Annotated in this window: 21 protein-coding genes; 1 reads left to right on the top strand and 20 read right to left on the bottom strand. The window is 72.1% G+C overall.

Annotated features, from left to right (window positions below; all coding sequences use genetic code 11):
• Positions 1-157 precede the first annotated feature (157 nt).
• The 20 genes from VF092_28820 to VF092_28725 all read right to left on the bottom strand — a co-directional run bounded on the left by VF092_28820 (position 158) and on the right by VF092_28725 (position 22,968).
• Positions 158-1,186, bottom strand: coding sequence for a zinc-dependent alcohol dehydrogenase family protein (locus tag VF092_28820; GenBank protein ID HEX6751329.1), 1,029 nt, complete (start codon positions 1,184-1,186; stop codon positions 158-160).
• A gap of 12 nt (positions 1,187-1,198) precedes the next feature.
• Positions 1,199-2,470, bottom strand: coding sequence for a winged helix-turn-helix domain-containing protein (locus VF092_28815; protein HEX6751328.1), 1,272 nt, complete (start codon positions 2,468-2,470; stop codon positions 1,199-1,201).
• 173 nt (positions 2,471-2,643) lie between these two features.
• Entirely contained in the window at positions 2,644-2,877 is a 234-nt protein-coding gene (locus VF092_28810; protein HEX6751327.1) for a hypothetical protein, read from the bottom strand.
• Between the two features lie 4 nt (positions 2,878-2,881).
• Positions 2,882-3,625: a 1-(5-phosphoribosyl)-5-[(5-phosphoribosylamino)methylideneamino]imidazole-4-carboxamide isomerase gene (gene hisA / locus VF092_28805; protein ID HEX6751326.1), complete on the bottom strand. Its 744-nt coding sequence runs from the start codon at positions 3,623-3,625 to the stop codon at positions 2,882-2,884.
• Positions 3,618-4,895 (bottom strand): peptidoglycan DD-metalloendopeptidase family protein, encoded by a 1,278-nt coding sequence (locus VF092_28800; protein HEX6751325.1) that lies wholly within the window; start codon positions 4,893-4,895, stop codon positions 3,618-3,620. Before VF092_28800 ends, hisA begins: the two co-directional genes overlap by 8 nt.
• 477 nt (positions 4,896-5,372) lie before the next feature.
• Positions 5,373-6,647 (bottom strand): cell division protein FtsZ, encoded by a 1,275-nt coding sequence (gene ftsZ, locus VF092_28795; protein ID HEX6751324.1) that lies wholly within the window; start codon positions 6,645-6,647, stop codon positions 5,373-5,375.
• Positions 6,648-6,724: 77 nt separating this feature from the next.
• Positions 6,725-7,984 carry a cell division protein FtsA gene (gene ftsA / locus VF092_28790; protein HEX6751323.1) on the bottom strand — a complete coding sequence of 420 codons (1,260 nt, stop codon included), beginning with the start codon at positions 7,982-7,984 and terminating at the stop codon, positions 6,725-6,727.
• Positions 7,984-8,772, bottom strand: a complete 789-nt coding sequence (locus VF092_28785; GenBank protein HEX6751322.1) for an FtsQ-type POTRA domain-containing protein — start codon at positions 8,770-8,772, stop codon at positions 7,984-7,986. Before VF092_28785 ends, ftsA begins: the two co-directional genes overlap by 1 nt.
• Positions 8,769-10,187 carry a UDP-N-acetylmuramate--L-alanine ligase gene (gene murC / locus VF092_28780; GenBank protein ID HEX6751321.1) on the bottom strand — a complete coding sequence of 473 codons (1,419 nt, stop codon included), beginning with the start codon at positions 10,185-10,187 and terminating at the stop codon, positions 8,769-8,771. Before murC ends, VF092_28785 begins: the two co-directional genes overlap by 4 nt.
• Before the next feature lie 547 nt (positions 10,188-10,734).
• Positions 10,735-11,865, bottom strand: coding sequence for a UDP-N-acetylglucosamine--N-acetylmuramyl-(pentapeptide) pyrophosphoryl-undecaprenol N-acetylglucosamine transferase (locus VF092_28775; GenBank protein HEX6751320.1), 1,131 nt, complete (start codon positions 11,863-11,865; stop codon positions 10,735-10,737).
• On the bottom strand, positions 11,862-13,094 hold the full coding sequence (locus VF092_28770; GenBank protein ID HEX6751319.1) for a putative peptidoglycan glycosyltransferase FtsW: 1,233 nt from the start codon (positions 13,092-13,094) through the stop codon (positions 11,862-11,864). The genes VF092_28775 and VF092_28770 overlap by 4 nt, the downstream gene beginning before the upstream one ends.
• Positions 13,091-14,485, bottom strand: a complete 1,395-nt coding sequence (gene murD, locus VF092_28765) for a UDP-N-acetylmuramoyl-L-alanine--D-glutamate ligase (GenBank protein HEX6751318.1) — start codon at positions 14,483-14,485, stop codon at positions 13,091-13,093. Before murD ends, VF092_28770 begins: the two co-directional genes overlap by 4 nt.
• 371 nt (positions 14,486-14,856) lie before the next feature.
• Complete coding sequence (gene mraY, locus VF092_28760; protein HEX6751317.1) at positions 14,857-15,990, bottom strand: phospho-N-acetylmuramoyl-pentapeptide-transferase; 1,134 nt, start codon at positions 15,988-15,990, stop codon at positions 14,857-14,859.
• Between the two features lie 7 nt (positions 15,991-15,997).
• Positions 15,998-17,431, bottom strand: a complete 1,434-nt coding sequence (gene murF / locus VF092_28755) for a UDP-N-acetylmuramoyl-tripeptide--D-alanyl-D-alanine ligase (GenBank protein ID HEX6751316.1) — start codon at positions 17,429-17,431, stop codon at positions 15,998-16,000.
• Positions 17,428-18,978, bottom strand: a complete 1,551-nt coding sequence (locus VF092_28750) for a UDP-N-acetylmuramoyl-L-alanyl-D-glutamate--2,6-diaminopimelate ligase (GenBank protein HEX6751315.1) — start codon at positions 18,976-18,978, stop codon at positions 17,428-17,430. Before VF092_28750 ends, murF begins: the two co-directional genes overlap by 4 nt.
• The gene (locus tag VF092_28745; GenBank protein HEX6751314.1) at positions 18,978-20,999 is read right to left on the bottom strand and encodes a penicillin-binding transpeptidase domain-containing protein; all 2,022 of its coding nucleotides are present in this window, start codon (positions 20,997-20,999) and stop codon (positions 18,978-18,980) included. The genes VF092_28750 and VF092_28745 overlap by 1 nt, the downstream gene beginning before the upstream one ends.
• The gene (locus VF092_28740; GenBank protein ID HEX6751313.1) at positions 20,996-21,382 is read right to left on the bottom strand and encodes a hypothetical protein; all 387 of its coding nucleotides are present in this window, start codon (positions 21,380-21,382) and stop codon (positions 20,996-20,998) included. The genes VF092_28745 and VF092_28740 overlap by 4 nt, the downstream gene beginning before the upstream one ends.
• On the bottom strand, positions 21,379-22,314 hold the full coding sequence (gene rsmH / locus VF092_28735; GenBank protein HEX6751312.1) for a 16S rRNA (cytosine(1402)-N(4))-methyltransferase RsmH: 936 nt from the start codon (positions 22,312-22,314) through the stop codon (positions 21,379-21,381). Before rsmH ends, VF092_28740 begins: the two co-directional genes overlap by 4 nt.
• Entirely contained in the window at positions 22,311-22,505 is a 195-nt protein-coding gene (locus tag VF092_28730; protein ID HEX6751311.1) for a hypothetical protein, read from the bottom strand. Before VF092_28730 ends, rsmH begins: the two co-directional genes overlap by 4 nt.
• Positions 22,506-22,536: 31 nt before the next feature.
• Positions 22,537-22,968 (bottom strand): division/cell wall cluster transcriptional repressor MraZ, encoded by a 432-nt coding sequence (locus VF092_28725; GenBank protein HEX6751310.1) that lies wholly within the window; start codon positions 22,966-22,968, stop codon positions 22,537-22,539.
• A 551-nt stretch (positions 22,969-23,519) separates the two neighbouring features.
• Between VF092_28725 and VF092_28720 the strand changes: the two genes are divergently transcribed.
• The gene (locus VF092_28720; protein ID HEX6751309.1) at positions 23,520-24,428 is read left to right on the top strand and encodes a YegS/Rv2252/BmrU family lipid kinase; all 909 of its coding nucleotides are present in this window, start codon (positions 23,520-23,522) and stop codon (positions 24,426-24,428) included.
• The last annotated feature ends 293 nt before the right edge of the window (positions 24,429-24,721 follow it).

The following is a 24,721-nucleotide window of genomic DNA, read 5'->3' as shown; positions in this document are numbered from 1 at the left end:
TTCCGGAGGAACAGGTTCTTACAGTGGGCGGCGTCGATCCCTGCCCAGTGCTCCAGCCCCTCGTCGCCGGTCGAAATGGCGGGATGTTCATAACGGTCGAACGGAATCTCCAACTGCGCGAGACGCGCCAGCACCGGCTGCTCTTCGATAAGAACGCTCACGATTCTCCTGCTGCTGCTCGAGGGGCGGATCGGGTTGCGTGCGCCACGCGGAGCACGGCGGCGCCCGCGAGTCTGCCTGCCCGCAGGTCGTCCAGGGCGCGGTTGGCATCCTCGAGTGCGAACGCGGTCGTGTGCGTGCGGATCGGGATGCGGCCGGCGACCTCGAGGAACCTGACGGCATCCTCCCGTGTGAGATTCGCCACCGAGCGGATCGATCGCTCGCCCCAGAGCCGTTTGTACTCAAACGAGGGGATCGCGCTCATGTATATGCCTGCACAAACGACCGTGCCGCCGGGCACGACGCGCGAGAGCGCTTCGGGAACCAGCGCCCCCACGGGCGCGAAGATGATCGCCGCATCGAGTGGCAGCGGCGGCGGCTCGGTGGAGGCCCCTGCCCACGCAGCCCCCAGCCCGCGCGCAAGCGCCTGTGCCGCATGGTCGCCGGGAGACGTGAACGCGAACACCTCACGGCCGTCCGCGATCGCGACCTGCGCCAGGATGTGCGCGGCGGCACCGAAGCCGTAGATCCCCAGCCGCTCCGCGTCGCCCGTCATGCGGTACGCGCGGAAGCCGATCAGCCCCGCACACAGGAGCGGCGCGGCCTGCAGGTCGGGATATTCCGGGGGGATCGGGAAGCAGAAGCGGGCGTCGGCCGCGGCGTATTCCGCGAACCCGCCGTCGAGGTGATAGCCGGTGAAGCGCGCACGGTCGCAGAGGTTCTCGCGCCCCGAGCGGCAGAAGCGGCACCCGCCGCACGTCCACCCCAGCCAGGGCACGCCGACGCGATCGCCAATGGAGATGTCGGCGACGCCCTCGCCCAGCCGCACCACCTCGCCGACGATCTGGTGGCCCTGCACGAGGGGGAGCTTCGGCTCGCGCAGCTCGCCGTCGCGGATGTGCAGGTCGGTGCGGCACACCCCGCACGCGCGCACCCTCAGCAGGATCTGCCCGCCCCCCGGCTCGGGAACGGGCAGGTCGCGCATCGCCAGCGGCGTCCCCGGCGCGTCCAGCACCATCGCGCGCATGGCCGACCTCCGTCAGGATTCGCCCATGAGTCCCAGGATGATCCGCGACGGACCGGTCAGCGAGTACGTGACCAGGCGCCCCTCGCGACGCTGCTCCTGGACGTATCCCAGCCGCTGCAGCTCCTTCACGTTCTGGGACACGGTTCCCTGTGACAGACCCCAGAGGGCGATCAGCTCCCTTTGGGTGAACGTCCCATTCACGTTCCGGAGTGCGAAAAGGTACTCGAGCAGCGTATCAGAGAGGGTCGCCTCCGCCTCGGTCGCCAGCATCGGCGCCAGCACCGCCATGAGCTCCGGCAGCTCGATGGGGGATCCGGGAGGATCCGTCAGCCCGATCAGCTCGTTGGCGCCGGTATCGAGCGCGCGCAACGTACCTCGCAGGTCTCCCCTGTAGATCCGGTACACGGCCCGTGCGGCCTCGTCCGCCACCGGGGGCCGGACGTCGCCCTTTGCAAGGCGCAGGTGTGCGTAGCGCCGTGCGAGGAGGCGCTGGAACGCATCCTCCCCCAGCGGCTCCAGCGGACGCGCGACACCGAACACGCTGCGCAGTTGCGCGTGGGGAGCGACGATCGAGCGCACCGCCTCGGGGGTGCCGACCAGCACGAAGTGGTAGCCGTCGATCAGGAACACGTCGCGCAGATCCCGCATGACCGCGCCGGCCCTCGTCCGCTCCGCGTCGGTGACGAGGTTTTCCAGGTTGTTGATGTGGACGACGATGCCCGAGAATTTGTGCGCCCGCGCCGCAGCCGAGAGGTCGCGGAGGAGTGGAGGGATCGTGAGCAGGCCTGAGTGAAACGCCGCGCGCTCCGTTCGCTGGCTAACATCGCGGTCGAACCCGAACCCGGCGACCGACGCCGCTACCTTCACGTCACGAACGCGCGTGTCCAGCACCAGGCGCCGCGCCTCGTCGACCACCGGCTCTTTCGAGAGCGGGTGCCCGGCTTGGCTGGCGACCGCGTCGTAGACGTAGCTGAGCAGGCGAACCAGCAGCGAATCGGCCGTGTCTGCGCCGGCCGCGCTTACGGGGTCAGGGTAGCTGAGATAGCCGCCTGCGGCCGCCCGCGCCTTCACGAACTGGGTCAGCGTGGTCTTGCCGAAGCCGGACAGCCCTTCGACCGTCTGACGGCTGCTCGCCGAGCCCCCGATCACGTTCAGAAGGCGGGTCGCCTCCTGGTCGCGCCCCTCGAAAAGATCGATCGGGTAGCGGCCGGTCCCCTGGAGATCCTGCTGGAAGAACGGGCTCTCCGTCAGGTTGTACAGGTGCCAGAGGTTCTTCAGAGGCATGGATCCCCCAGCAGCAATTATTGGTTGCAATCACCACACAGCCAATAACTATGTTTTATTTGAACGGTTGTCAATAACCCTATATTATTGGTATCGGGGCACTATTCAACCAATAATCGCAACCGAGCCCGGATTGCGGCGCGAGGTTGCCATCAAAAGACCCGCTTGGGAGATCAGTAGTCGCCCTCGTCGGCCTCGGCTTCGACGCCCATCTCGGTGAGCATGTCGGCCAGCTCGTAGACGGCGGTGAAGTCGTCGATGTAGACGGAGAACTCCTTCCCGGAGATCGCCGCGTCGGCCGCCTGGCGCGCCTCGATGCGACCCATCCCCGTGTACTGCTGGATGGTGCTGGCGATGGTCTCGGGGCTCACGCCGTAGCGGACGCGGCGGATGTGCACCTGCGGCATCGTCTCACCCCCTCGTCCGGCGGAGCGCCTCGGCCAGATCGATCCGCCCCTCGTAGATCGCCTTCCCCACGATCGCGCCGCCGATCCCGCCGCGCTCGCGCGCCGCGGCCGCCACCGCGTCGACATCCTCCATCCCGCTCATCCCCCCGCTCACGATGACCTCCGCGCCGGATTCGGCCGCCAGCGCCGCGGAAAGCTCCAGGTTCGGGCCGCCCAGCATCCCGTCGCGCTCGATGTCGGTGTGCACGATCGTCCGCGCGCCGAGCTCCACCATCTTCCCCGCCAGGTCGAACAGGTCCGTCCCGCTCTCCTCCGTCCATCCCCGCGCGGCCGGCCGGCGCCCGCGCGCGTCGAGGCCGACGGCGATGCGGTCCGCGCCCCAGCGCTCCACCGCGCGGCGGACGAGCTCGGGGTTCTCGATCGCCGCGGTGCCGATCACCGCGCGCGCGGCGCCGGCGTCCAGCACCTCGGCGAGATCCTCCTCCGTCCGCAGCCCGCCGCCCGTCTGCACCTTCAGCGGCGTCTCGGAGACGATGCGGCGGATGAGCGCGCGATTGGAGCCGTCGCCGAACGCGGCGTCGAGGTCGACCACGTGGATCCACTCCGCGCCCGCGTCCGCGAACGAGCGCGCTACGGCGAGCGGGTCGTCGCCGTAGACCGTCTCGCGGCTGGCCTCGCCCTTCTCCAGCCGCACGCAGCGGCCGCGGCGCAGGTCGATGGCGGGATACAGGGCGAAGCCGTCAGCCACGATCGCGTTCGCGCCGGGGCCGCTCGGCGAGCTTGACGCCGGCCTCGCGCTCCATCGCCGCGACGCGGGCCTCGACCACCTCGCGGAAGCGCGACCCGGCCACCGGCTCGGCCTGGATCTCCTTCACCGACGCGGGGTTGATGGGCCGCCCGTTCTCGCGGAACTCGTAGTGGAGGTGCGGGCCGGTGGCCAGCCCCGTCATCCCCACGTACGCGATCACCTGCCCCTGCTTCACCCGCGTGCCCTCGTCGATCCCCTTCGCGAAGCCGCGCAGGTGGCCGTAGCGGGTCGAATACCCGCGCCCGTGGGCGATCTCCACCACGTTGCCGTATCCCCCCGCCCGGCCGGCGCGGCGCACCACGCCGTCGGCCACCGCGCGCACCGGTGTTCCCGGCGACGCGGCGTAGTCGATCCCCACGTGCGCGCGCCAGCGGTGCAGGATGGGGTGGAAGCGGGCCAGGGTGAAGCCGGACGAGATGCGGCGGAACTCCAGCGGCGCGCGCAGAAAGCCGCGCTTCATCGCCTGCCCCCGGCCGTCGTACCACCCGTCCTGCCCGTCGTGGCGGAAGAGGTACGCGTCGTACAGGCGGCCGGAGAGGAGGAAGCGCACGGCCAGCAGGCGCGAGCGGCGCGCGGTGCCGTCCGGCCGCACGGTGCGCTCGTAGAGGATCTGGTAGCTGTCGCCGGGATTGAGGTCGTTGGAGAAGTCGATCCGCGTCTCGAAGATCTGGTCGGCGATCTGGTCGGCGATCCGGGTGCGCTCGCGGCGCGGGATGTCGCCGTGCCCCTGGCTGAGCGCCTGGTAGAGCGACGAGCGCACGGTGCCGCTGAACACCGCGGTGTCGGTGCGGACCTCGACCGAGTCGACGCGGGCCTTCAGCGCGCCGCCGCGGCCGTCCACGCTCAGCACGCGGTCGGCGTCCAGCTGCAGCGTCATCCGCCGCACGCCGCCGGTGCGCGCGGCGAAGCGCAGGTCGAACTCGCGTCCCTCGCCCACCTCGTGCTCACCCGCGGAGTCGGGGAGCTGCGCGAGGATGGCGGCCGCCTGCGCGGCGTCGATCTCCAGCTGGCGCAGCAGCTCGCCCAGCGAGTGCCCGTGCCGGAGCTTCGACTGGCGCACGGTCTCCAGCGGCGCGGCGTGCGCGGCGGGAAGGAGCGCGGGCGGAGGCGGCGGCGCGTCGTCCTTCGTGCCGCGGACGAACGCCGCGCCCAGCGCAACGCCGAACACGCCCATCACCCCCATCGAGAGCAAGCGGTAGGGATTGGCCATCCCCGGTACCTCCTGGATCTGGATCTGCTGCGGTGGATCTGTGGATCTGTAGCGATTGGACTGCAGCTTCGACGAAGCCAACCTGCGGAACTGCCGCGAACCCGGCGGACTTTCAGCCTGTCAAGACGGATTCACTACAGGCCGCGGCATCGCGCCCTCTCCCGGCTCGCTTAGGCTCGCCACCCTCTCCCGTACCTGGAGAGGGTGGCACGCATGCATCCGCGCTGGCCCCTGGCGTCGCAGCCGCCCATGCGCTGAGTGGCCGCGAGCGAAGCGAGCCTCCGTCCCTCCCCCAGTCGGTTTTGGGGGAGGGACCGGCGCGAAGCGCCAGGGAGAGGGCCTCCCCGCCGGCGCGATGCATCGCAGCTCATTCACCGCGCCGCATCCGTCGAAGGCCCCCCCAAGCGAAGCGCAGCGAGCCCCCGCCGTCCAGCGGGAACTCGCTGCGCTCGCATCAACTTACCACGATCTCCCCCATCAGTCCATCTGGCGGCGGATGAAGGTGGGGATCTCGAGGTCGTTCACGTTCTTCTCCGGCTGCCGGGGCGGCACCGGCAGCCGCGTGACCGGCGTCTCGCGCGCCGGCTCGCGCTCGGGCGCGGGCGGCGGCGTGCGCGGGTGGAACGGCGTGGGCTCGCGCTCGGCCGGCGTGGCGGGGGTGCGCGGCGCGAACGGCGAGGGGCCGTCGCCCGGCATCACCACGCGCGAGCCGGAGAGCGGGCGCACCTCGGCGCGCGGCGCGCGGAAGTCGGGGCGGATCACGCCGTCGGGGCGGCGCTCGTACACCGGCTCCTGCCGCTCGAAGCCCGTGGCGATCACGGTGACGCGCACCTCCTCCTTCAGCCCGCTGTCGTGCACCGCGCCGAAGATGATCTCGGCGTCGTCGCCCGCGGCCTCCTGGATGATCGAGGAGATGGTGGTCACCTCGTCGATGGCCAGGTCCATTCCGCCGGTGATGTTGATCAGCACCCCGGTGGCGCCGCTGATGGAGATGTTGTCGAGCAGCGGGCTGGAGATGGCCTCCTGCGCCGCCTCGACCGCGCGGTTCTCGCCCTTGCCGAAGCCGGTGCCCATCAGCGCCGCGCCGCGGTTCGACATGATGGTGCGCACGTCGGCGAAGTCCACGTTCACCTCGCCGGTCACCCGGATCAGGTCCGAGATCCCCTGCGTGGCGTGCAGCAGCACCTCGTCGGCCTTCTTCAGCGCGTCCTTGAAGGTGGTGCCCTTCCCCACCACCGACAGCAGGCGCTCGTTGGGCACCACGATCATGGTGTCGGCCGAGCGCTTCAGCTCGGCGAGGCCCGCCTCGGCCTGCTGCATCCGCTTCTTCCCCTCGAAGAGGAAGGGCTTGGTGACGATGGCGATGGTGAGCGCGCCCAGCTCGCGCGCCATCTCGGCGATGAGCGGCGCCGCGCCGGTGCCGGTGCCGCCGCCCATCCCCGCGGTGACGAAGACCAGGTCGGCGCCCTCGAGGGCCTTGCGCACCTCGTCGCGGTTTTCCTCCAGCGCCTCGCGCCCCACCTCGGGGCGGGCGCCGGCGCCCAGCCCGCGGGTGAGCTTCTGGCCGATCTGGATCTTGACCGGGGCCTTGCTCTTTTTCAGGACCAGCGCGTCGGTGTTCACCGAGATGAACTCCACGCCTTCCAGGTCCTCGTCGATCATCCGGTCGACGGCGTTGCCGCCGCCGCCGCCCACGCCCACCACCTTCATGCGGGCGTTCTGGGGCATGGGGTCTTCGTACTCGAAGATCATCGTGGGTTCGCTCCTCCGGTCGCGTGGGAGGGTTCCGCCGGTAGGGTTCGCATGCACGTGTCCTGGGGCCGTTGGACCTAGAAGAAGTCCGCGAGCCAGTCCTTCACTCGGCGCAGCGCGCCGGAAACGGATGCTCCGGAAGCGGCGCCTTCGGGGGTGTCGTCGATGAGTCGGCGGGAGCCGTAGATGACGAGGCCGGCAGCGGTAGCAAACTTGGGCCGCCGCACCGAATCCGCAAGCCCGCCGAGTCCGTCTCCGGGCACCCCGATGCGCACCGGCGCGGCAAAGCTGCGCTCCGCGAGCTCGACGATTCCCGCCAGCGACGCGCCGCCGCCGGTGAGCACGATCCCGCCCCCCAGCTGGTCCGCCAGCCCGCTCCGGTCCAGCTCGGCGGCGACGAGGCCGAAGATCTCGTCCAGCCGCTGCTCGATGATGTGCGCCAGCAGCTCGCGCGCGACGTGGCGCGTCTGCCCCTGCGCCGGCCCGGGGATCTCGAACGTCTCGTTGGGATTGACGAGATCGGCCCGCGCCGAGCCCCAGCGCTCCTTCGCCCGCTGCGCCTCGGCGTAGGGGAGGGAGAGGCCCTTGGCCAGGTCGTTCGTCACCGTCGCGCCGCCCCAGGGGAGGGACGCGAGGTGGCGGATCTTCCGCTCGTGGAAGATGGCAACGTCGGTCGTCCCCCCGCCCAGCTCGACCAGCGCCGTGCCGATCTCCTTCTCGTCCTCCGACATCACCGCCTGCGACGAGGCGATGGGCTCCAGCACCAGCTCGGCCACCTGGTACCCCGCGCGCGTCACCGACTTGCGGATGTTCTGCGCGGCGCTGGCGCTGCCGGTGACGATGAAGACCTCGGCCTCGAGGCGCATGGCCGCCATCCCCACGGGGTCGCGGATGCCGCCCTGCGCGTCGACGATGTACTCCTGCGGGATGGCGTGGATCAGCTCGCGGTCGGCGGGGATGGGGACCGCGCGGGCGACCTCGTTCACGCGCTCCACGTCGCCGGCGCTCACCTCCTGGTCGCGCGAGCCCTGCGCGCGGCCCACGGCCACCACGCCGTTCGACGGCCACGCGTGGATGTGCTCGCCGGCGATCCCGGTGTAGAGGCGGTCGACCTTCACCCCCGCCATCAGCTCGGCCTCCTTCACCGCCTTGCGCACGGCCTCGGTGGTGGCCTCGATGTCGGTGACGATCTCGCGGCGGATGCCGGTGGTGCGCGCCTGGCCCACGCCCAGGATCTTGACCTGCGCGCGCTGCGGCGCCTCGCCGTCGATCTCGGCGATCACGACGGCGGTCTTGCTGGAGCCGATGTCCAGGCCGGCGACGACGGTTGGGCGCATCAGGTCGGGTGCGTGGGAACGGGGGTCTTCACGGCGTTCGGGGATTCGCGGCCAGCCGGCCAGCGGACGACCACCTGGTCGTCGAAGCGTGCGTCCACCACGGGGCGTCCGTGGCGCGTGGTGTCCGCGGCCGCCCGCCGGGCGACGTCGTCCAGCGCGGCGCGGAGGCGGAGCAGCTGCTCCTGCGGCAGCCCGGCGCGGACCAGCACGTCCAGCGCGGGGCGGCCGAGCACCAGGCGGATCTCGCCGCGGGCGGGGCGGAGCTCGCTCACCCGCGCCATCAGCGCCGGCTCCAGCTCGGCGAGCCGTCCTGCCTCGGCCAGCGCGGCGCGCACGTCCACGTCGGTCACGCGGCCGCGGTCGTCCGTCCTCACCCGCCCGTCCAGCAGCGGGAGATCGATCTGCTCGCGCGCCGGATCGACCGAGAGCACCTCGCCGTCCGCGGTGGCGGGACGCAGCGTCCCCGCCAGGACCAGCGCGGCGGGCGTCTTCTCCGTCACCCGGATGCGCAGCGTGCGCGGGAGCACCCGCACCACCTGCGCGTCGGCGACGGCTGGATGCCGCTTCAGGGCGGCGACGAAGGGCGCGGGATCGCTCCACACGTTCGTCCCCACGAGGACGCCGCTGGCGCGCAGCACCTCGTGCGGGGCCAGGAGACGCGCGCCCGTCACCTCCACCCGCTCCGCGCCGAACCAGTCGATCTCGCGGCCGAGCGGCGGCGCCCACCAGGGCGACGCGGCCGCGGCGGCCAGCGGGATCGCGAGCAGGGCGAGGCGGAGCTTCCTCATCGCGCCATCTCCGCCGGCTCGCCCAGCATCTCCAGCAGCTCGCGCGACGCCTCGTCCAGGTTCCCCGCGCCCATCGTCAGGCAGAGGTCGCCGGGCCGCAGCTCCGCGGCGACGGCGTCGACGATCTCGTCGCGCGAAGGGACGTAGCGCACGTCGCCGCCGACCTCGCGCGCGGGGGTGGCGATCAGCTCGCCGGTGATGCCGGGGATGGGCTGCTCGCGCGCGGCATAGATGTCCGTCAGGAACACCACGTCCGCCGCCGCCAGCGCCCGCCCGAACTCCGGCGCGAAGTCGCGCGTCCGCGAGTACAGGTGCGGCTGGAAGACCGCGACGAGACGGCGGTCGGGATGCGAGGCCCGCGCGGCGCGCAGCGTGGCCTCGATCTCCGTGGGATGGTGCGCGTAGTCGTCCACGAACAGCACCCCGCCCGCCTCGCCCACGTGCTCGAACCGGCGATCAATCCCCGAGTACTCCGCCAGCCCGCGCGCGATGGTCTCCCACGCGATCCCGAAGCGCCGGGCGACGGCGACGGCGGCCAGCGCGTTGCGGACGTTGTGCAGCCCCGGCGCCCGCAGCGTCGCCGTCCCCAGCACCTGCCCGCGCTCGCGCACGGTGAAGCGCTGCGCCGCGCCGTCCGCGACCACCTCCTCCGCCCGCAGCATCGATCCCGCGTTCAGCCCGTACGTCATCACCCGCTCGGGACCGCCGCGGAGACCATTCGCGAGACGCGACGCGCCGTAGTCGTCGGCGCAGCAGGCGATCATCCCGTCGTCGGGCACCGACTCGGCGTAGGTGAGGAAGGACTCCTCCACCGCCTCGAGCGAGCCGTAGATGTCCAGGTGGTCGGCCTCGAGCGTGGTGACGACGGCGATCTTCGGCGCCAGCTGGTGGAACGAGCGGTCGTACTCGTCTGCCTCCACCACGTAGACCCTGTCCCCACCCCGCCGCAGGTTGCCGCCCCACGCGGGGACGTGCGCGCCCACGAAGCCCGTGGGGTCGAGCCCGGCGGCGGCCAGGACGGTGGTGGTGAGCGTGGTGGTGGTCGTCTTCCCGTGCGTCCCCGCGATGCCGACCACGGTGCCGCGGTTGACGATGGCGCCCAGCGCCCGCGCCCGCTTCAGCACCGGGATCCCGCGCGCCCGCGCGGCGGCGATCTCCGGGTGGTCGTCCGGCACCGCGGCGGTCATCACCACGGCGAGGCAGTCGGCCACGTGGGCCGGGTCGTGCCCCTCGGTGATGAGGGCGCCGTGGCGGTGGAGGAGCCGCGCGGAGGCGTTCACGTGGTCCTGGCAGCCGGTGACCTGTCCGCCCGCCAGCAGCAGCATCTCGGCGAGCGGAGCCATCCCCGCCCCGCCGATGCCGACGAAGTGCACGGGGCCGCTGCGGGCCAGCTCCACGAGGTCGATTTCGCTCACCATTCTACGGTTCTGCAACCTTCCCTGATAGGGCAAAGGGCTCGTCTCGAAAGTGCCCGGTGCCCAGTGCCAGGTGCCCAGTTCCAAGTGCCAGGAACTGGCAGTGCGTGAGTGCGAGAGTGCATCAGTGCGCGGCTCCCTGCCTCTCCCCTGCTTCTCCGCGGCGGGCCCCCGGCGGCCCGGCTCCCGACGATCCCCATCCACCACCCGCCACCGGGGGCGATCGCCGCGGAATGATCACTCGCCAGCTTCTGCCGCGGGAGAGGCATCGTGCCCGCCCGGCGCGGTAGCCCTCTCCCCCCGACCCCCTCCCCCAAAACCGCCTGGGGGAGGGGGAGACCTCAGCGCGGGGTCAAGTTCGGCGCGGACCACCTTCATCTGCGCGGCCGCGGCCGGCCCCCTCCCCCGGCCCCTCCCCCGCTGCGCAGGGGAGGGGAGAACTGCGAACTCAGCGCACTCTCCGATGCTAGTCCGTCGCGCCGGCGCCGGCTCTGGCTACCTCTCCCGGTACGGGAGAGGTGGCGAGCCTGGGCGAGCCGGAGAGGGCTCACTTCGCCGGCACCAGCCGCAGCAGCTCGGCCGCGATCCGGTCCGCCGCATCCGGCTTGCCGCGCTCCTTCGCTCTGGCGGCCACCTCGGCGCGGCGGGCGGGGTCGGCGGCGAGGCTCATCATCTCGCCCCACAGGCGGCCCTGGCCCAGCTCGCTCTCGGGCACCAGCAGCGCGGCGCCGGCGTCGGCCAGGGCCACCGCGTTGTGGTGCTGGTGGTTGGCGGCGGCGGTGGGGAGCGGCACCAGGATCGCCGGCACGCCCCAGGCGCACAGCTCCGCCAGCGACATCGCCCCCGCGCGGCTGATCGCGAAATCGGCCGAGGCCAGCGCGCCGGGCATGTCCTCGATGTACGCCATCGGCTTCACCCACGCCGGCCGCCCGATCTCCCCCAGCCTGGCCTGGATCGAGTCGAAGTTCGCCGTCCCCGTGGCCCACAGGATCTCGAATCCCGCCGGCGGCGCCTCCAGTCTCCCTTCCGCCACGCCGCGCAGGTCCGAGAGCAGCGCCTCGTTGACCGCGCGCGCGCCCTGGCTCCCCCCCGTCACCAGGCAGACGGTTCCCTCCCCCAGCCCGAAGTTCGCGCGGGCCGTCGCCCGGTCGACCGCGAAGTCGGGCGGCTTGATGGGGTTGCCGTACTCGAACACCTCGGTGCGCGGGCCGGGCTTCAGGTACTTCCGCGCCTCGGGAAAGGCGAGGTGCAGCTGCCGCGCGCGGCCGGCCAGCTTGCGCGTCACGAACCCCGGAAACGAGTTCTGCTCCTGCAGCGCGAACGGCACCCGGCGCATCATCGCGTAGAAGACCGCGGGCCCGCTGGCGTATCCCCCCGTCCCCACCACCACGTCGGGGCGGAAGGCGGAGAAGATGCGCCGCAGCCGCGACCAGGTGCCGAACATCGCCGGCACCAGCTTCCAGTTCTCCCACGGCCGCGCGCGGCGGATCGGCTCCATCGGCAGCAGCTGGTGGGTGACGCCCTTCTCCGGCAGCACCCGGCTTTCCACCCCGCGCTGCGCGCCGACGAAGAAGACCTCCGCGTCCGGGTCCGCGCGCTTCACCGCATCGCCCAGGTTCAGCGCGGGATAGAGGTGCCCCCCGGTGCCGCCGCCGGCGAAGAGGACCCGCGCGCTCACGCCGGGCCCCGCCGGGCGGACCGCGCCACGCTCAGCAGGATGCCGACGGCGCAGAACTGCGCCAGCAGCGCGCTGCGGCCGTAGCTCATGAACGGCAGCGCCACGCCCGTGGTCGGCAGCAGCGACAGCGCCACGCCCATGTGCAGGAAGGCCGACACGGCGATCATGTTGGTCATCCCGACAGCCAGCAGGTAGCCGAAGCGGTCGGGCGCGCGCGCCGCGATCCGGTAGCCCACCCACAGGAAGCCGGCGAAGATCGCGACGACGAACACGATCCCCAGCAGCCCCCACTCCTCGGCGATCATCGAGAAGAGGAAGTCGTTGTGCGGCTCGGGAAGGAAGCCGAACTTCTGCCGGCTCCCGCCGAATCCGACTCCTCCCAATCCCCCCGATCCCACCGCGATCAGCGACTGGTAGATCTGGTAGCTGACGCCGTCGGTGTCCGCGGTCGGGTCCAGGAACGCGGCGATGCGCTGCATCCGGTAGCCCGCGTGCGTGATCTGGTGCCAGATCACGGGGACGGCGAGCAGGCCGAAGAAGATGAAGTGCCCGATGCGCGCCCCGCCCGCGAACAGCACCAGCGCGGAGAGGAGGAGGAGGAGCAGCGCGGCGCTCATGTTCGGCTCCAGCAGCACCAGCGCCACGATCGGCAGCCAGACCACCAGGAAGGGGAGGAGCCCCTTGCTGAGCGAGTGCAGCCGGTCCTGCTTCTTCACCGCCAGCGCCGCCGTCCACGCGATCAGCGCGATCTTGGCGAACTCGCTGGGCTGGAAGGAGATGCCCAGGTTCAGCCAGCGTCGCGCGCCGTTGATCCGCGGCGCGATGGCCGACGTCCCCGGCATCACGATCACCACCAGCATGGCGCCGATCACCAGCAGCAGCGGCCACGCCCACAGCCGGTAGCGGCGATGGTCCACGCGCGACAGCACCGCCGCCATCACCGCGCCCAGCCCCGCGCCGGCCACCTGGTTCAGCGCGTACCAGTGCGACGGATGCCCCTCCGCCCGCGCCATGAACGCGCTGGCGGAGTACATCTCGATCACCCCGAAGCAGAAGGCCACGAAGGTGAGGCCGACCAGCGCGCGCGCCTCCCACACGTCGGCCTGCACGGCGTCGACGGGAGATGGAGGCGCCGCCACCTTCGCCCGCCGCTCGCGCGGGGGGACGACGGGCTGCAGGACGGCGGTGCCGCCCTCGCCGCGGCGGCGGACGAGCGCGAGCACGCTCACGCGGCCTCCAGCGCGGGCTCGGGCGCCGCCTTCCCCGTCACCAGCTGGACGAAGCGGGCGCCGCGCTCCTCGTAGTTCGCGAACATGTCGAAGCTGCTGCACGCGGGGCTGAGCAGGACCGCATCCCCCGGCCGCGCGATTTCCCGCGCGCGCCGCACCACGTCGTCGAAGCCGCCGTAAACGCGCTCGACCGGCGCCTGTCCCGCGAGGTCGCCCTCGATGATCGGCCCGGCCTCGCCGTAGGCCAGGATCGCGCGGACGTTGTGGAGATCGGGAAGGAGCTCGGTGTACGGCTCGCCCTTGTGGCGCCCGCCCAGCAGGAGCACGACCGGCCGCGTCATCCCCTGCACGGCGACTCGCGTCGACGCGATGTTCGTGGCCTTGCTGTCGTTGATCCACAGCACGCCGTCGATCTCGGCCACGGGCTGCAGGCGGTGCGGCGGCGCCTCGAACGAGCGCAGCCCGCGCGCGATGGCGTCCACCGACGCGCCCGCCAGCCGCGCGGCGATGGAGGCGGCCAGCGCGTTGGCCACGTTGTGCGGCCCCAGGATGCGCAGCTCGCCGGCGGGGATGATGCGCTCGTCGCGCCCGTCCAGCCGCAGCGTCAGCCACCCGTCGTCGGAGAGGAATCCCCCCATCTCGCCCGGGGCGAGCGGCGACTGCACGCGGAAGTAGTAGCGCGTCCCCGGCGCATTGCCGGGGAGGTTGCGCGCCTTCTCGTCTTCGCCGTTCAGCACCCAGCGGCTCTCGCCGGTGGCGTTGCGGAAGAGGTGCGCCTTGTCGGCGTAGTAGGCGTCGACGCTGCTGTACCAGTCCAGGTGGTCGGGCGCCAGGTTCGTCAGCACGCCGATGCGCGGGTTGAACTCGCGGATGCCGCCCAGCTGGAACGAGCTCGTCTCCACCACGGCGATGCGGGGCTGCGGCTCGCGCAGCACCAGCTCGCTGAGCGCGGTGCCGATGTTGCCGCCGACCGCCGCGTCCTGGCCGTGCTCGTGGAGGAGATGGCCGATCAGCGAGGTGACGGTGGTCTTCCCGTTCGTCCCGGTGATGGCGACCACGGGGCACTCGAGAAGCCCGAACGCGAACTCGATCTCGGGGATGACGGGCACGTGGCGGATCTCGGGCGCGCGCAGCACCGCCGCGGTCGGCGGGATGCCGGGCGACAGGACGATGCGGTTGCAGCGCGCCAGCTTGCCCAGGTCGTGGCGGCCGGTCTCGGCCAGGCCGCCCATGGCGTTGACCTGCTCGGCGGCGCGGCGCGTCTGCGGGTTGTCGGCCATGTCGCTGGCGTATACGCGGGCGCCGCGCGAAAGCGCGAGCCGCGCGGCGGCCAGCCCGCTGCGGGCCAGCCCCAGCACGCCGATGGTTTCGCCGACGAGTGATGGATGCATGGCAGTGCCCAGTGCCAGGTGCCCGGCCGAAAAAAGTCCTGAGTCCCAAGTCCTGAGTCCTAAGTGAACTCAGCCCAACCCCAGCCTCGGTGCTGCTGAGAGAGGCATCCTGCCCGCCCGGCTGGCCCCCTCCCCCAGCCCCTCCCCCGCTTCGCAGGGGAGGGGAGAAACTGCAACCACCCCCACCCCGATCCCCAGTCCGCGAAGGCGGACTTCACTGCCGTTCCAGCCCCGGGTTTCAACCCGGGAATCCCCAGCGGCCTTTCACTCAATCCCAGCACAAAGGTCTTTGGAACCTTTCGCCCGGGTTCATCTCCCTGCGCCGCTCAGCCCCTGTACTGGGCACTAAGCACTGGGCACTGGGCACTTCCCTATCGGATCTTCAGCGTCGCAAACGCCACCAGCGCGCACATGATCCCCATGATCCAGAAGCGGATGATCACCTTGCTCTCGTGCCACCCGATCTGCTCGAAGTGGTGATGCAGCGGCGCCATCCGGAAGATCCGCCGGCCCGTGCCGTATCTCCGCTTGGTGTACTTGAAGTACGCCGTCTGCAGCATCACCGAGAGCGCTTCGGCCACGAAGATCGCGCCGATGATGCCGAGCAGGAACTCGGCGCGCAGCAGCACCGCCACGCATCCCAGCACCCCCCCGATGGCCAGCGACCCGGTGTCGCCCATGAACACCTCGGCCGGGTGCGCGTTGAACCAGAGGAAGCCCATGCATCCCCCGCCCAGGGCCACCAGGAAGATGGCCAGCTCGCCCGCGCCGGGGATGTAGAACACGTTCAGGTAGTTGGCCGCGTCCACCCGCCCCAGCAGGTACGCGAACACGCCGAAGGTCGTCGCCGCGATCGCCGACAATCCCGCCGCCAGCCCGTCGAGCCCGTCGGTGAGGTTCACCGCGTTGCTGCAGCCCACGATGATGAACGTCACGAACAGGATGTAGAGCGGCCACCAGAGCGAGATGTGCACCGTCTTGAAGAACGGGATCTGCGTCCACGCGAACGGATAGGTGGGGATCCCCGTGTCCATCCCGCGCAGCCACTGGGGGACGAACACCAGCGCCAGCCCCAGCACCAGCCCCGCCGCGGTCTGCCCCACCAGCTTGTAGCGCCCCTTCAGCCCCTCGGTCTTCTTCCGCGTGATCTTCAGGTAGTCGTCGAGGAACCCCAGCGTCCCCAGCCAGATGATGGTGACGAGCACCGCCCAGGTGTTGAACTGGTCGAGCCGCGCCCACAGCAGCGTGGGGATCACCGTGGCCATCACGATCAGCACGCCGCCCATCGTGGGGGTGCCGCTCTTCCCCAGGTGCGTCTGCGGGCCCTCGGTGCGGACGACCTGGCCCACCTTGAGCATCCGCAGCCGCGCGATGATGGCGGGGCCGAACCAGAACGCCACCAGGAACGCGGTCACCACCGCGCCTGCCGCGCGGAAGGTCACGTAGCGGAAGACGTTGAAGGCCAGGTTCTGCTCGGCCAGCGGCACCAGGAAGTAGTAGAGCATGCGCTGCTCAGGCCCCGGCGTGCGCGGTGGATGCCTCGGCGGCCTGCGCGCCGCCGGCGAAGTCACGCTCCAGCAAGGGGATCAGCCGCTCCAGCGCCACGCCGCGCGAGCCCTTGAGCAGGATGGTCTCGTCGCCTTTCAGCCGCGGCCGCAGCCGCTCGTACGCCTCCAGCGGGTCCTCGGCGGCGATCACGTCCTCGCGCGCGGTCCCGTCCACGGCGGCGACGTAATCGCCCGTGAACACCACCGCGTCGATCCCCGCGCCCAGCCGCGCCAGCGCGTCCTGCGCCAGGCCACGGTGCAGCGCGTCTCCATGCGCCCCCAGCTCCCGCATCGTCCCCAGCACGGCCACCTTCTCCCCCGCCGACGGCACCGACGCCAGCAGCTCGAGCGCGGCGCGGGTGCTGGGGGGATTGGCGTTGTAGCAGTCCGCCAGCACGTTCAGCGTCCCCACGCGCCGCCACTCCGTCCGCATCTTCGGCGCGGGCATGGCGGCGATGGCGTCCGCCGAGTCGCGCACGGGGACGCCGAGCTCGGTCGACACGCCGAGCGCGATCAGCGCGTTGCGCACGTTGTGCATCCCCGGCAGCGGCAGGTCGATCACCACGCCGCGGAACTGCCAGCGCGTGGCGCCGCCGGGGAGCACCTCGATCCCCTCCGCGCCCGCGTCGGGCCGCACGTCGGCCTCCGCGTCGAGCCCCGCCACCCGCAGCCGCATCCCCCCGACGATCTCCATCGCCTGCTCGGGGAGCTCCGCGGGATCCTCCGCGACCACCGCGAATCCGCCGGGGCGGAGATGGCGGAGGATGGAGAGCTCTTCCTCCAGCACGCCCTCAACCGATCCCAGCCCCTCCAGGTGCTCCTCGCCGATGGAGGTGATGACGGCGGCGTCGGGCTCCACGATGGCGCCGAGGATGGCGATCTCCCCCGGCTCGTTCGTCCCCGTCTCCACCACCAGCACCCCGGCGTCGTCCGGCGCCGCCAGCAGGGTGAGCGGCACGCCCACCTGGTTGTTCAGGTTCCCCTCGGTCGCGTGCACGCGGAAGCGGGGAGAAAGCGCGGCGCGGAGCAGGTCCTTGGTCGTCGTCTTCCCGTTGCTCCCGGCGACGGCGACCACCTTCACGTCCGCCCCCAGCGCGCGGCGCCGGTGGCGGCCCAGCGCGCCGAGCGCGTGCAGCGTGTCGGCCACGGTGAAGTAGACGAGCGACGCCGGCGCATCGTCAGGGCGATGCGAGACGACGGCGCCGGTCGCCCCCGCCTCGGCCGCCTGGGCCAGGTAGTCGTGCCCGTCGAACTTCTCGCCGCGCAGGGCGACGAAGAGCGATCCGGGGCCGATCTTCCGCGTGTCCGTCGACACACCCGAAAACTCCATCGCGCCAGGGCCACCTTCGAGCCCCAGCGCGCGCGACACCTCGTCGGCGGTCCAGCGGAACCCGCTCAACCTGCACCTCCACTCGCCGCATGGCGTTCGGAAAGGACCTCGCGGACCACCTGCCGTTCGTCGAACGGGCGCGTCTCCTTCCCCACGATCTGGTAGGTCTCGTGGCCCTTGCCGGCGAGCAGGATCACGTCGTCCAGGGCAGCGTGGAAGAGGGCGTGGCGGATGGCCTCACGGCGGTCGGGAACCCGGTGGCGGGGTGCACGTCCCATGCCGCGCTCGATGTCGTCGATGATCGCTTCGGGGCTCTCCGTGCGAGGGTTGTCGCTGGTCACCACGGCCACGTCGGCGGCCTCGGCGGCGATGCGCCCCATCTCCGGGCGCTTCCCCGCGTCGCGGTCGCCGCCGGCGCCGAAGACGACCCACAGGCGGCCGCGCGTGAGCGGCCTGAGCGCCGCCAGCGCGCGCTCCAGCGCGTCCGGCGTGTGCGCGTAGTCGATGATCACCGTGGCGCTCTGCGGCGGCCCGGAGACGCGCTCGAGGCGACCGGGCACCTGCGGCAGCGTGGCCAGCCCGGCGGCGATCTCGCCCACCGACCAGCCCAGCGCCCAGAGCACGGCCGCGCACCCCACGGCGTTGGCCACGTTGAAGTCGCCGAACAGCGGCAGCACCACGTCGGCGTCGCCGGACGGGGTGGAGAGGACGAACTCCATCCCCCCGTTCCCCGTCCGGACGTCGCGCGCCCTGACGTCCGCCGGGGCGGAAGTGCTGAAGCGGACGACCCGGCAGTTTCCCGATGCCCCCACACCGTTCCATGCCGGATCGTCCGCGTTCAGCACAGCCGCGCCCGCGGGCTTCAGCAGCTCCAGCAGCCGGAGCTTGGCCGCGCGGTACTCCTCCATCGTCTCGTGGTAGTCGAGATGGTCCCGCGTGAGGTTGGTGAACAGCGCCGCGTCGAACCGCACCGCCGCCAGGCGGTCCTGGTGCAGCGCGTGCGAGCTGGTCTCCATCGCCACCGCGTCCACCTTCGTGGCGGGCGTGTCCGCCGTCCCCCCGATCCCGTCCCGGTACATCCGCAGCCAGCGCGCGACGTCCGCCGGCCCCGGGGTGGTGAGCCCCTCCGTCCCCGGGATCACCTTCCCCTCGTGGTCCACCGCGCCCAGCGTCCCGATCGACCCCGCCGGTCCCCGCCGGCCGAGGAGGTGGCGGAGGATGGCGGCGCTCGTCGTCTTCCCGTTCGTTCCCGTGATCCCGACCAGCGTCAGCTCGTTCCACGGGTCGCCGTAGACGGCGGCGGCGGCGTACGCGGCGGCCAGGCGCCCGTCGGTGACCTCGATCTGCGGCAGCCCGATCATGTGGTCGCGCCGCTCCACCGTCGCGCCCGCCGCGCCGCGCGCGGAGACGTCGTGGAGGAAGCGGTGCCCGTCTCCCTCCGTCCCCTTGATGGCGCAGAAGAGGTGGCCCGACTTGACCTTGCGCGAATCCGTCCACGCCTCGGGCACGGGGCGGGCGGCGGCGCGCTCGGCCAGCCCGCGCTCGCCCTTCACCAGCCCCTCGGCCCGCAGCCGCTCGGCGATCTGCCCCAGGTTCACCCGCGCGGTCAGCGCCATCAGAGCCCCGCGCCGACGAGGGTGAGCGTATCGCCGCGCATCGCCGTCGCGCCGGCCGCGGGGAGCGTCTCCTTCACCGATCCCATCCCCCGCACGCGGACGCGGAAGCCCAGGGCGTGCAGCCGCCGCGCGGCGTCGCGCATCGGCAGCCCCACCAGCTCGGGGACGGGGAGGGGCGAGCGGTCCTCGCGCGGCGCGGGCGGAAGCTGGTTGGAGAGGAAGACGTACGTCCCCGCGTTCCCCATCCCCCCCGGTGCGTCGTCCTCCGCCGCGGGCTGATTCGTCGTGACGGGCTCGGGCGCCTGCGTCCGCATCGCCAGCAGCGCGCGGCGGTCGAGCGAGGGCGAGCGCGCGGCGAGGATGGCCTGCAGCGTGGCGCGCGTCACCGGCGCGGCGGTCAGGCCGCCGTAGTAGTCGCCCTGCGGCCGGTCGAGCTTCACGTAGATCACCAGCTGCGGCGCGCGGGCGGGGAAGAAGCCGACGAACGACGAGTTGTACGCCCCCGCCTCGTATCTCCCGTTCGCCCCCGTCCGCCGCGACGTCCCCGTCTTCCCCGCCACCTCGAAGGTCGAGAGCGCGGCGCGCGTCGCGGTCCCGTCTTCGACGACTTCGACGAGCACGTCGCGCAGCGCGGCGGCGATCTCCACCGGGATCACGCGGCGGACGCGGCGGGGCTCGCGGCGCTCCAGCGTCTTCCCGTCGGCCCCGCGCACCTCGCGCAGGAGGCGGGGCTCCATCAGCACGCCGCCGTTGGCCAGCGCGCCGTAGGCCATCGCCATCTGCAGCGGGGTCACCGACATCTCGTAGCCCATCGCCAGCGAGGCGGGGGTGAAGGGCGACCAGCGGTCCGGGCGCGGCAGACGCCCCGAAGACTCGACCGGATACTCCACCCCCGTCTGTGTCCCGAAGCCGAAGTCCCGCAGATACGCGAACTGCTGGGGCGCGGGGATCCGCTCCGACAGCTTGGCCATCACCACGTTGCTGGAGACGCGCAGCCCGTCGCGCAGCGTCAGCCACTCGTACGCGTGCACGTCGGTCACCGTGCGCCCGTTGGTCATCGTCCACGAGCCGTTCTCGGCGAACACGCGGTCCGTCAGCGCGGCGCGGTGCTCGGCGAGGAGAGAGGCGACGAAGAAGGGCTTGGCGATCGACCCCGGCTCGTACGGCTCGATGAACGCGCTCAGGTCGCGCGACGCGGCGCGGCGGGAGACGGCGGCCAGGATCTCGCCCGTGCGGGGATCGGTCAGCAGGATGTCGCCGCCCATCGCGCGGGTGACGCGGATCTGCTCGTCGAGCGCCTCGGCCGCGATCTCCTGCAGGTCGAAGTCGAGGGTGAGCACCACGTCGCTGCCGTCGCGCGGGGCCACGGCGGGGAGCGAGGGCGCGGCCTCCTTCCGCCCCCGCGCGTCGCGGCGGAGGACGGAGAAGCCGTCGGCGCCGCGCAGCAGCGAGTCCATCGCCTGCTCGATCCCCCCCATCGCGCGCCCGTCGCCGCTGACGACGCCGAGGACCTCGCGTCCGACATCCCCCTGCGGATAGAAGCGCTCCAGCTTCCGCTCCACGTAGACGCCGCGCATCTCCGCCAATCCGCGCTGCTGCTCCACGGTAAAACGTCCGGGGATCACCACCCAGCGCTCGCGGGGATCCGTCACCCGGCGGGCGGCGGCGCGGGAAAGGCCGAGGCCGTGCACGAGACGGTCGACGACGGCCGCACGCTCGCGGATCTCCTGCGGCGCGATGGAGACGGCGAAGGTCTCGCGGGTCAGCGCCAGCGCCACCCCGTCGCGGTCGTAGATGGCGCCTCGGCGCGCGGGGACGGGAACGCGCGTCTGCTGCTGCTTCTCGGCCTCGGCGCGCCAGCGGTCGCCCTCGAACCCCTGCAGCTGCACCGCGCGGCCGACGATCAGCACCGCGGCCAGCCCGACGGAGCCCATCAGCCAGATCCGCCGGCGGCGCGTCACGCCGTCGTCGGCCGTCGCCGGGGACGACGAAGGGGCGGGACGGCGATGCGGCGCGCTCACGGCCGCGCCTCCGCGCCCGAATCGCCCCGCGGCGCGGCGCCGGCGGGCACGCGCAGGAGGACGATCTCCTCGTCGCGCGCCACGTGCAGCCCCAAGCGCTGCTGCGCGTAGGCCACGATGCGCTCGCGGCGCTGCAGCTCGAGTACGCGCGTGGCGGCCTCGTCGCGCTCGGCGCGGGCCAGGCGCACGTCGTCGTGCAGCCGCTGCAGCTCGCGGAAGCGCTCGACTCCGACCGTCTGCCGCCAGACCACGGTGGAGAGGGCGGCCACCAGGATCACCGCGTACGCGACCCACCCCGCGCGCCGGCGGCGCCGCTCGCGGCGGGCCTCGGCGCCGGCGCGGGGCGCCTCGTACGGCAGCGGCGCGGCCGGGCGGCGGCTCACGCGTGCCTCCAGGCACGGAGCCGCGCGCTCCGGGCGCGCACGTTCCGCTCGATTTCTTCCGGGCGTGCGGTGATGGCCTTCCGTGCCAGAGTCTCCCCCCGAGGCACACCGCCGCACTGGCACACCGGCAATCCAGGCGGACAAGTGCACGCACGGCTCCAGTCACGGAAGGCATTCTTCACCAGCCGGTCCTCGAGCGAATGGTAGCTGAGGATCGCGAACACTCCGCCGGGGGCGAGCGTGTCGCGGAACTTCACCAGCGCCGTCTCCAGCTGCTCGATCTCGCCGTTCACCGCGATGCGCAGCGCCTGGAAGATGCGGGCGCGGTCCGCCGCGTCGCTGCGCGGCATGGCCCGGCCGATGGCCTCCAGCAGGTCGTCGCTCGTCTCGAACGGCTTCCGTGCGCGCATCTCTCCCACCACCCGCGCCAGCATTCGTGAACGCCGCTCCTCGCCGTACTTCCAGAACATGCCGGCCAGGCCGGCCTCTTCCATCTCGTTCAGCAGGTCCGCCGCGCTCGGCTCGCCGGCACCCGCGCCCGCCATCCGCATGTCCAGCGGCGCGCCGGGGCGGAAGGTGAACCCGCGCGAGGCCTCGTCGATCTGGTGCGACGAGATCCCCAGATCCAGCAGCACCCCGTCCAGCGCCCCCTCGCCGATCCCCGCCGCCTCGACCGCGTCGGCGAAGGGCGATCTCACCAATCGGACCCGGTCCCCGAACCGCTCCAGCCTCCGTCCCGCCTCCGCCAGCGCGTCGGGATCGCGGTCGACGCCGATCAGGCGCGCATCCGATCCCCGCTCCAGCAGCGCCTCGGCGTGCCCGCCGCCGCCGAGGGTCCCGTCCAGGTACACCCCGCCGCGCTCGGGGCGCAGCATCTCCATCACCTCCTCCACCATCACCGGCGCGTGATAGGCGGAGGCGTAGCCGCTCATGCCGCGCTGCGCTGCCGGAGTGCGGTCCAGGTGGTCAGCGTGCTGCGGCAGGCCCGGCAGACGCACCAGTCGGCGCCCAGCCACCCGTCCAGCTCGGGGATGGCCTCGAACGGACCCGTGTGCCGGTCGAGCCCGCAGGGCACGGGGCGGGGCGCGGCGCGCTGCGGCTCGGCGCGGGGCGTGGCGTGCATCATCGTGCCTCCACGGTGCGGGTCGTCGGGGTCAGGCGAAGATCTTGTGCGAGAAGCTCTGGACTTCGGCCGCGGGCTCGGCGGTGGCCTGCGCGAAGCGGTCGGGGTTCCACAGCTCGATCTTGTCGAGCGCGCCGACCACCAGCGTGGGCCCGGTGATCCCCACCGCGTCCTGCATCCGCTGGGGAACGAGGATGCGCCCCTGCTTGTCGGGCGCCACCTCGACCGCGTTGGCCGTCACCCGCAGCACGTAGGTACGGGCCTCGGGTGACGAGCGCATCATCTCCCGCAGGCGTTCCTCCACCGTGGCCCACGTGGACTGGGGATAGAGGGTGAGCGACTCGGGAAAGGCATGCACCAGCACCAGGGCCTCGTCGCCGCTCTCCCGCCGGAACTGCGCGGGAAGGCTGAGCCGGCCCTTCTCGTCGATCTGGTGCTGGAAGCTGCCCAGGTAGCCGCGCATCCATCTCCCGGATGGTCCGGTGCTCCCGAATCCCCCACAATCTCCCACTCCTTCCCACCAAGTCCCAAGGTAACGCGCGTTTCCGGCGCGTCAAGGCGAAGATAAGCCGAAGCGGAAACCGGTCCTACGCGCGCGCGGGGCCGCGTGAACTCTGCGTTTTCGATCTCACGGAGATGGCGGTGGGGAGAAGTGGGGAGGAAGGTGGGGTGGAGAGGCGGCGCGTCCGCCGTCCTCGCGAGGCCCTCTCCCTGGCGCTTCGCGCCTGTCCCTCCCCCAAAACCAACCTGGGGGAGGGACCTGGGCTCGCTTCGCTCGCGGCTGCTTCGCGTGCGAAGGCCGCCCGCGTGCGCGCGGCCGGCCCCGCCCCGGGGGGATGCCGCTGGCGAGGATGTTGCCCCTGCGCGGATGCGGAGTCCGCGAAGGCGGACTGTGTGTAGTTGTAGCCGCGAGTTCAGTCGCATTGTTCGCGTATCAATCGTCGCCACCGACCTTTCGCGGGCCCGGTTGCGATCGTCACCCCGCTCCCCGACCCACCTCGCGGAGGCGTAGTCGTGCGCATCGTTCTGATCGTCAAGCCGGGCTCGGTGGAGGAGGTGCGCGCGGGCGTGGAGAAGTTGCGCGCGGCCGGCCACCAGGTCGACGCGCGCGTCACCTTCGAGCAGGGAGATGCGGCGCGGTTCGCGCGCGACGCGGCCGAGGCGGGCGCCGAGCTCGTGGTCGCGGCCGGCGGCGACGGGACGGTGAACGAGGTGGTGAACGGGCTGGTGATCGGCTCCGGCGCGGACGCCGCCTCCGCCCCCCGCCTCGCCATCCTGCCGATGGGGACGGCGAACGACCTGGCGGCCGGGCTCGGCATTCCCACCGACGACGCGGAGGCGGCGCTGGCGGTGGCCGTCGCCGGCGTGCCGTTCGACGTGGACGTGCCGACGGTGAACGGGCGCTGCTTCCTGAACGTCTCCACCGGCGGCTTTGGGGCGGAGGCGACGGACGATTCGTCGGAGACGCTGAAGAGCGTGCTGGGCCCGATCGCCTACGTGATCACCGGCGTGCGCAAGTTCGCGCGGCTGGCGGCCTCCCGCGCGCGCTTCACCGCCGCGGGCGAGACGCTGCACGACGGCGAGTTCCTGGTCTTCGCGGTGGGCAACGCGCGGCGGACGGGCGGCGGCATCCATCTCACCGCCGAGGCGGAGATGGACGACCGGCTGCTCGACGTGTGCATCATCGAGGAGATGGGGCACCTGGAGTTCGCGCGCATCGCCCCGCAGATCCGCGCGGGGCGGCACGTCGACCACCCGCGCGTGACCTACCGCAAGGTCCCGTCGCTCCTCGTCGAGGCCGGCGAGGAGCTGTCCGTGAACGCCGACGGCGAGCCGATGCCGGCCCGCCGCTTCGAGTACGCCTTCGCCCCCGGGCGGCTGACGCTGATGGTGCCCGAGCCTCACCCTTCGCGCGGGTCCTGACCTCTTTTTCACTCTCGCGAGGACGCGGAGAACTCAGTGCCGCAATTGGTTCTCCGCGTCTCCGCGTGAGGCACTTCTGTCCATCCCCCGTCACCGTCAAGAAACGCGACAGGGGGCGGAGATGCAGGTGTTCCCAGGCATTCCGCGTCCTCCGCGCGCCCCGGCGTGAACTTTCGCGACGCCACCGGCGGCTGGGCCGGACGGGCGGCCGATCTCCATATCTCGTTGCAATTACAGCAGATAGGATAAATTGCGCAGGATGGCGCGGGGTGTGCCTACGGATGCGGCCGTCA

It is taken from the genome of Longimicrobium sp., from assembly GCA_036377595.1.
GTDB lineage: Bacteria > Gemmatimonadota > Gemmatimonadetes > Longimicrobiales > Longimicrobiaceae > Longimicrobium.
The sequence above is the reverse complement of the archived record's forward strand: the minus strand, read 5'-3'. Positions and strand labels throughout refer to the sequence as shown.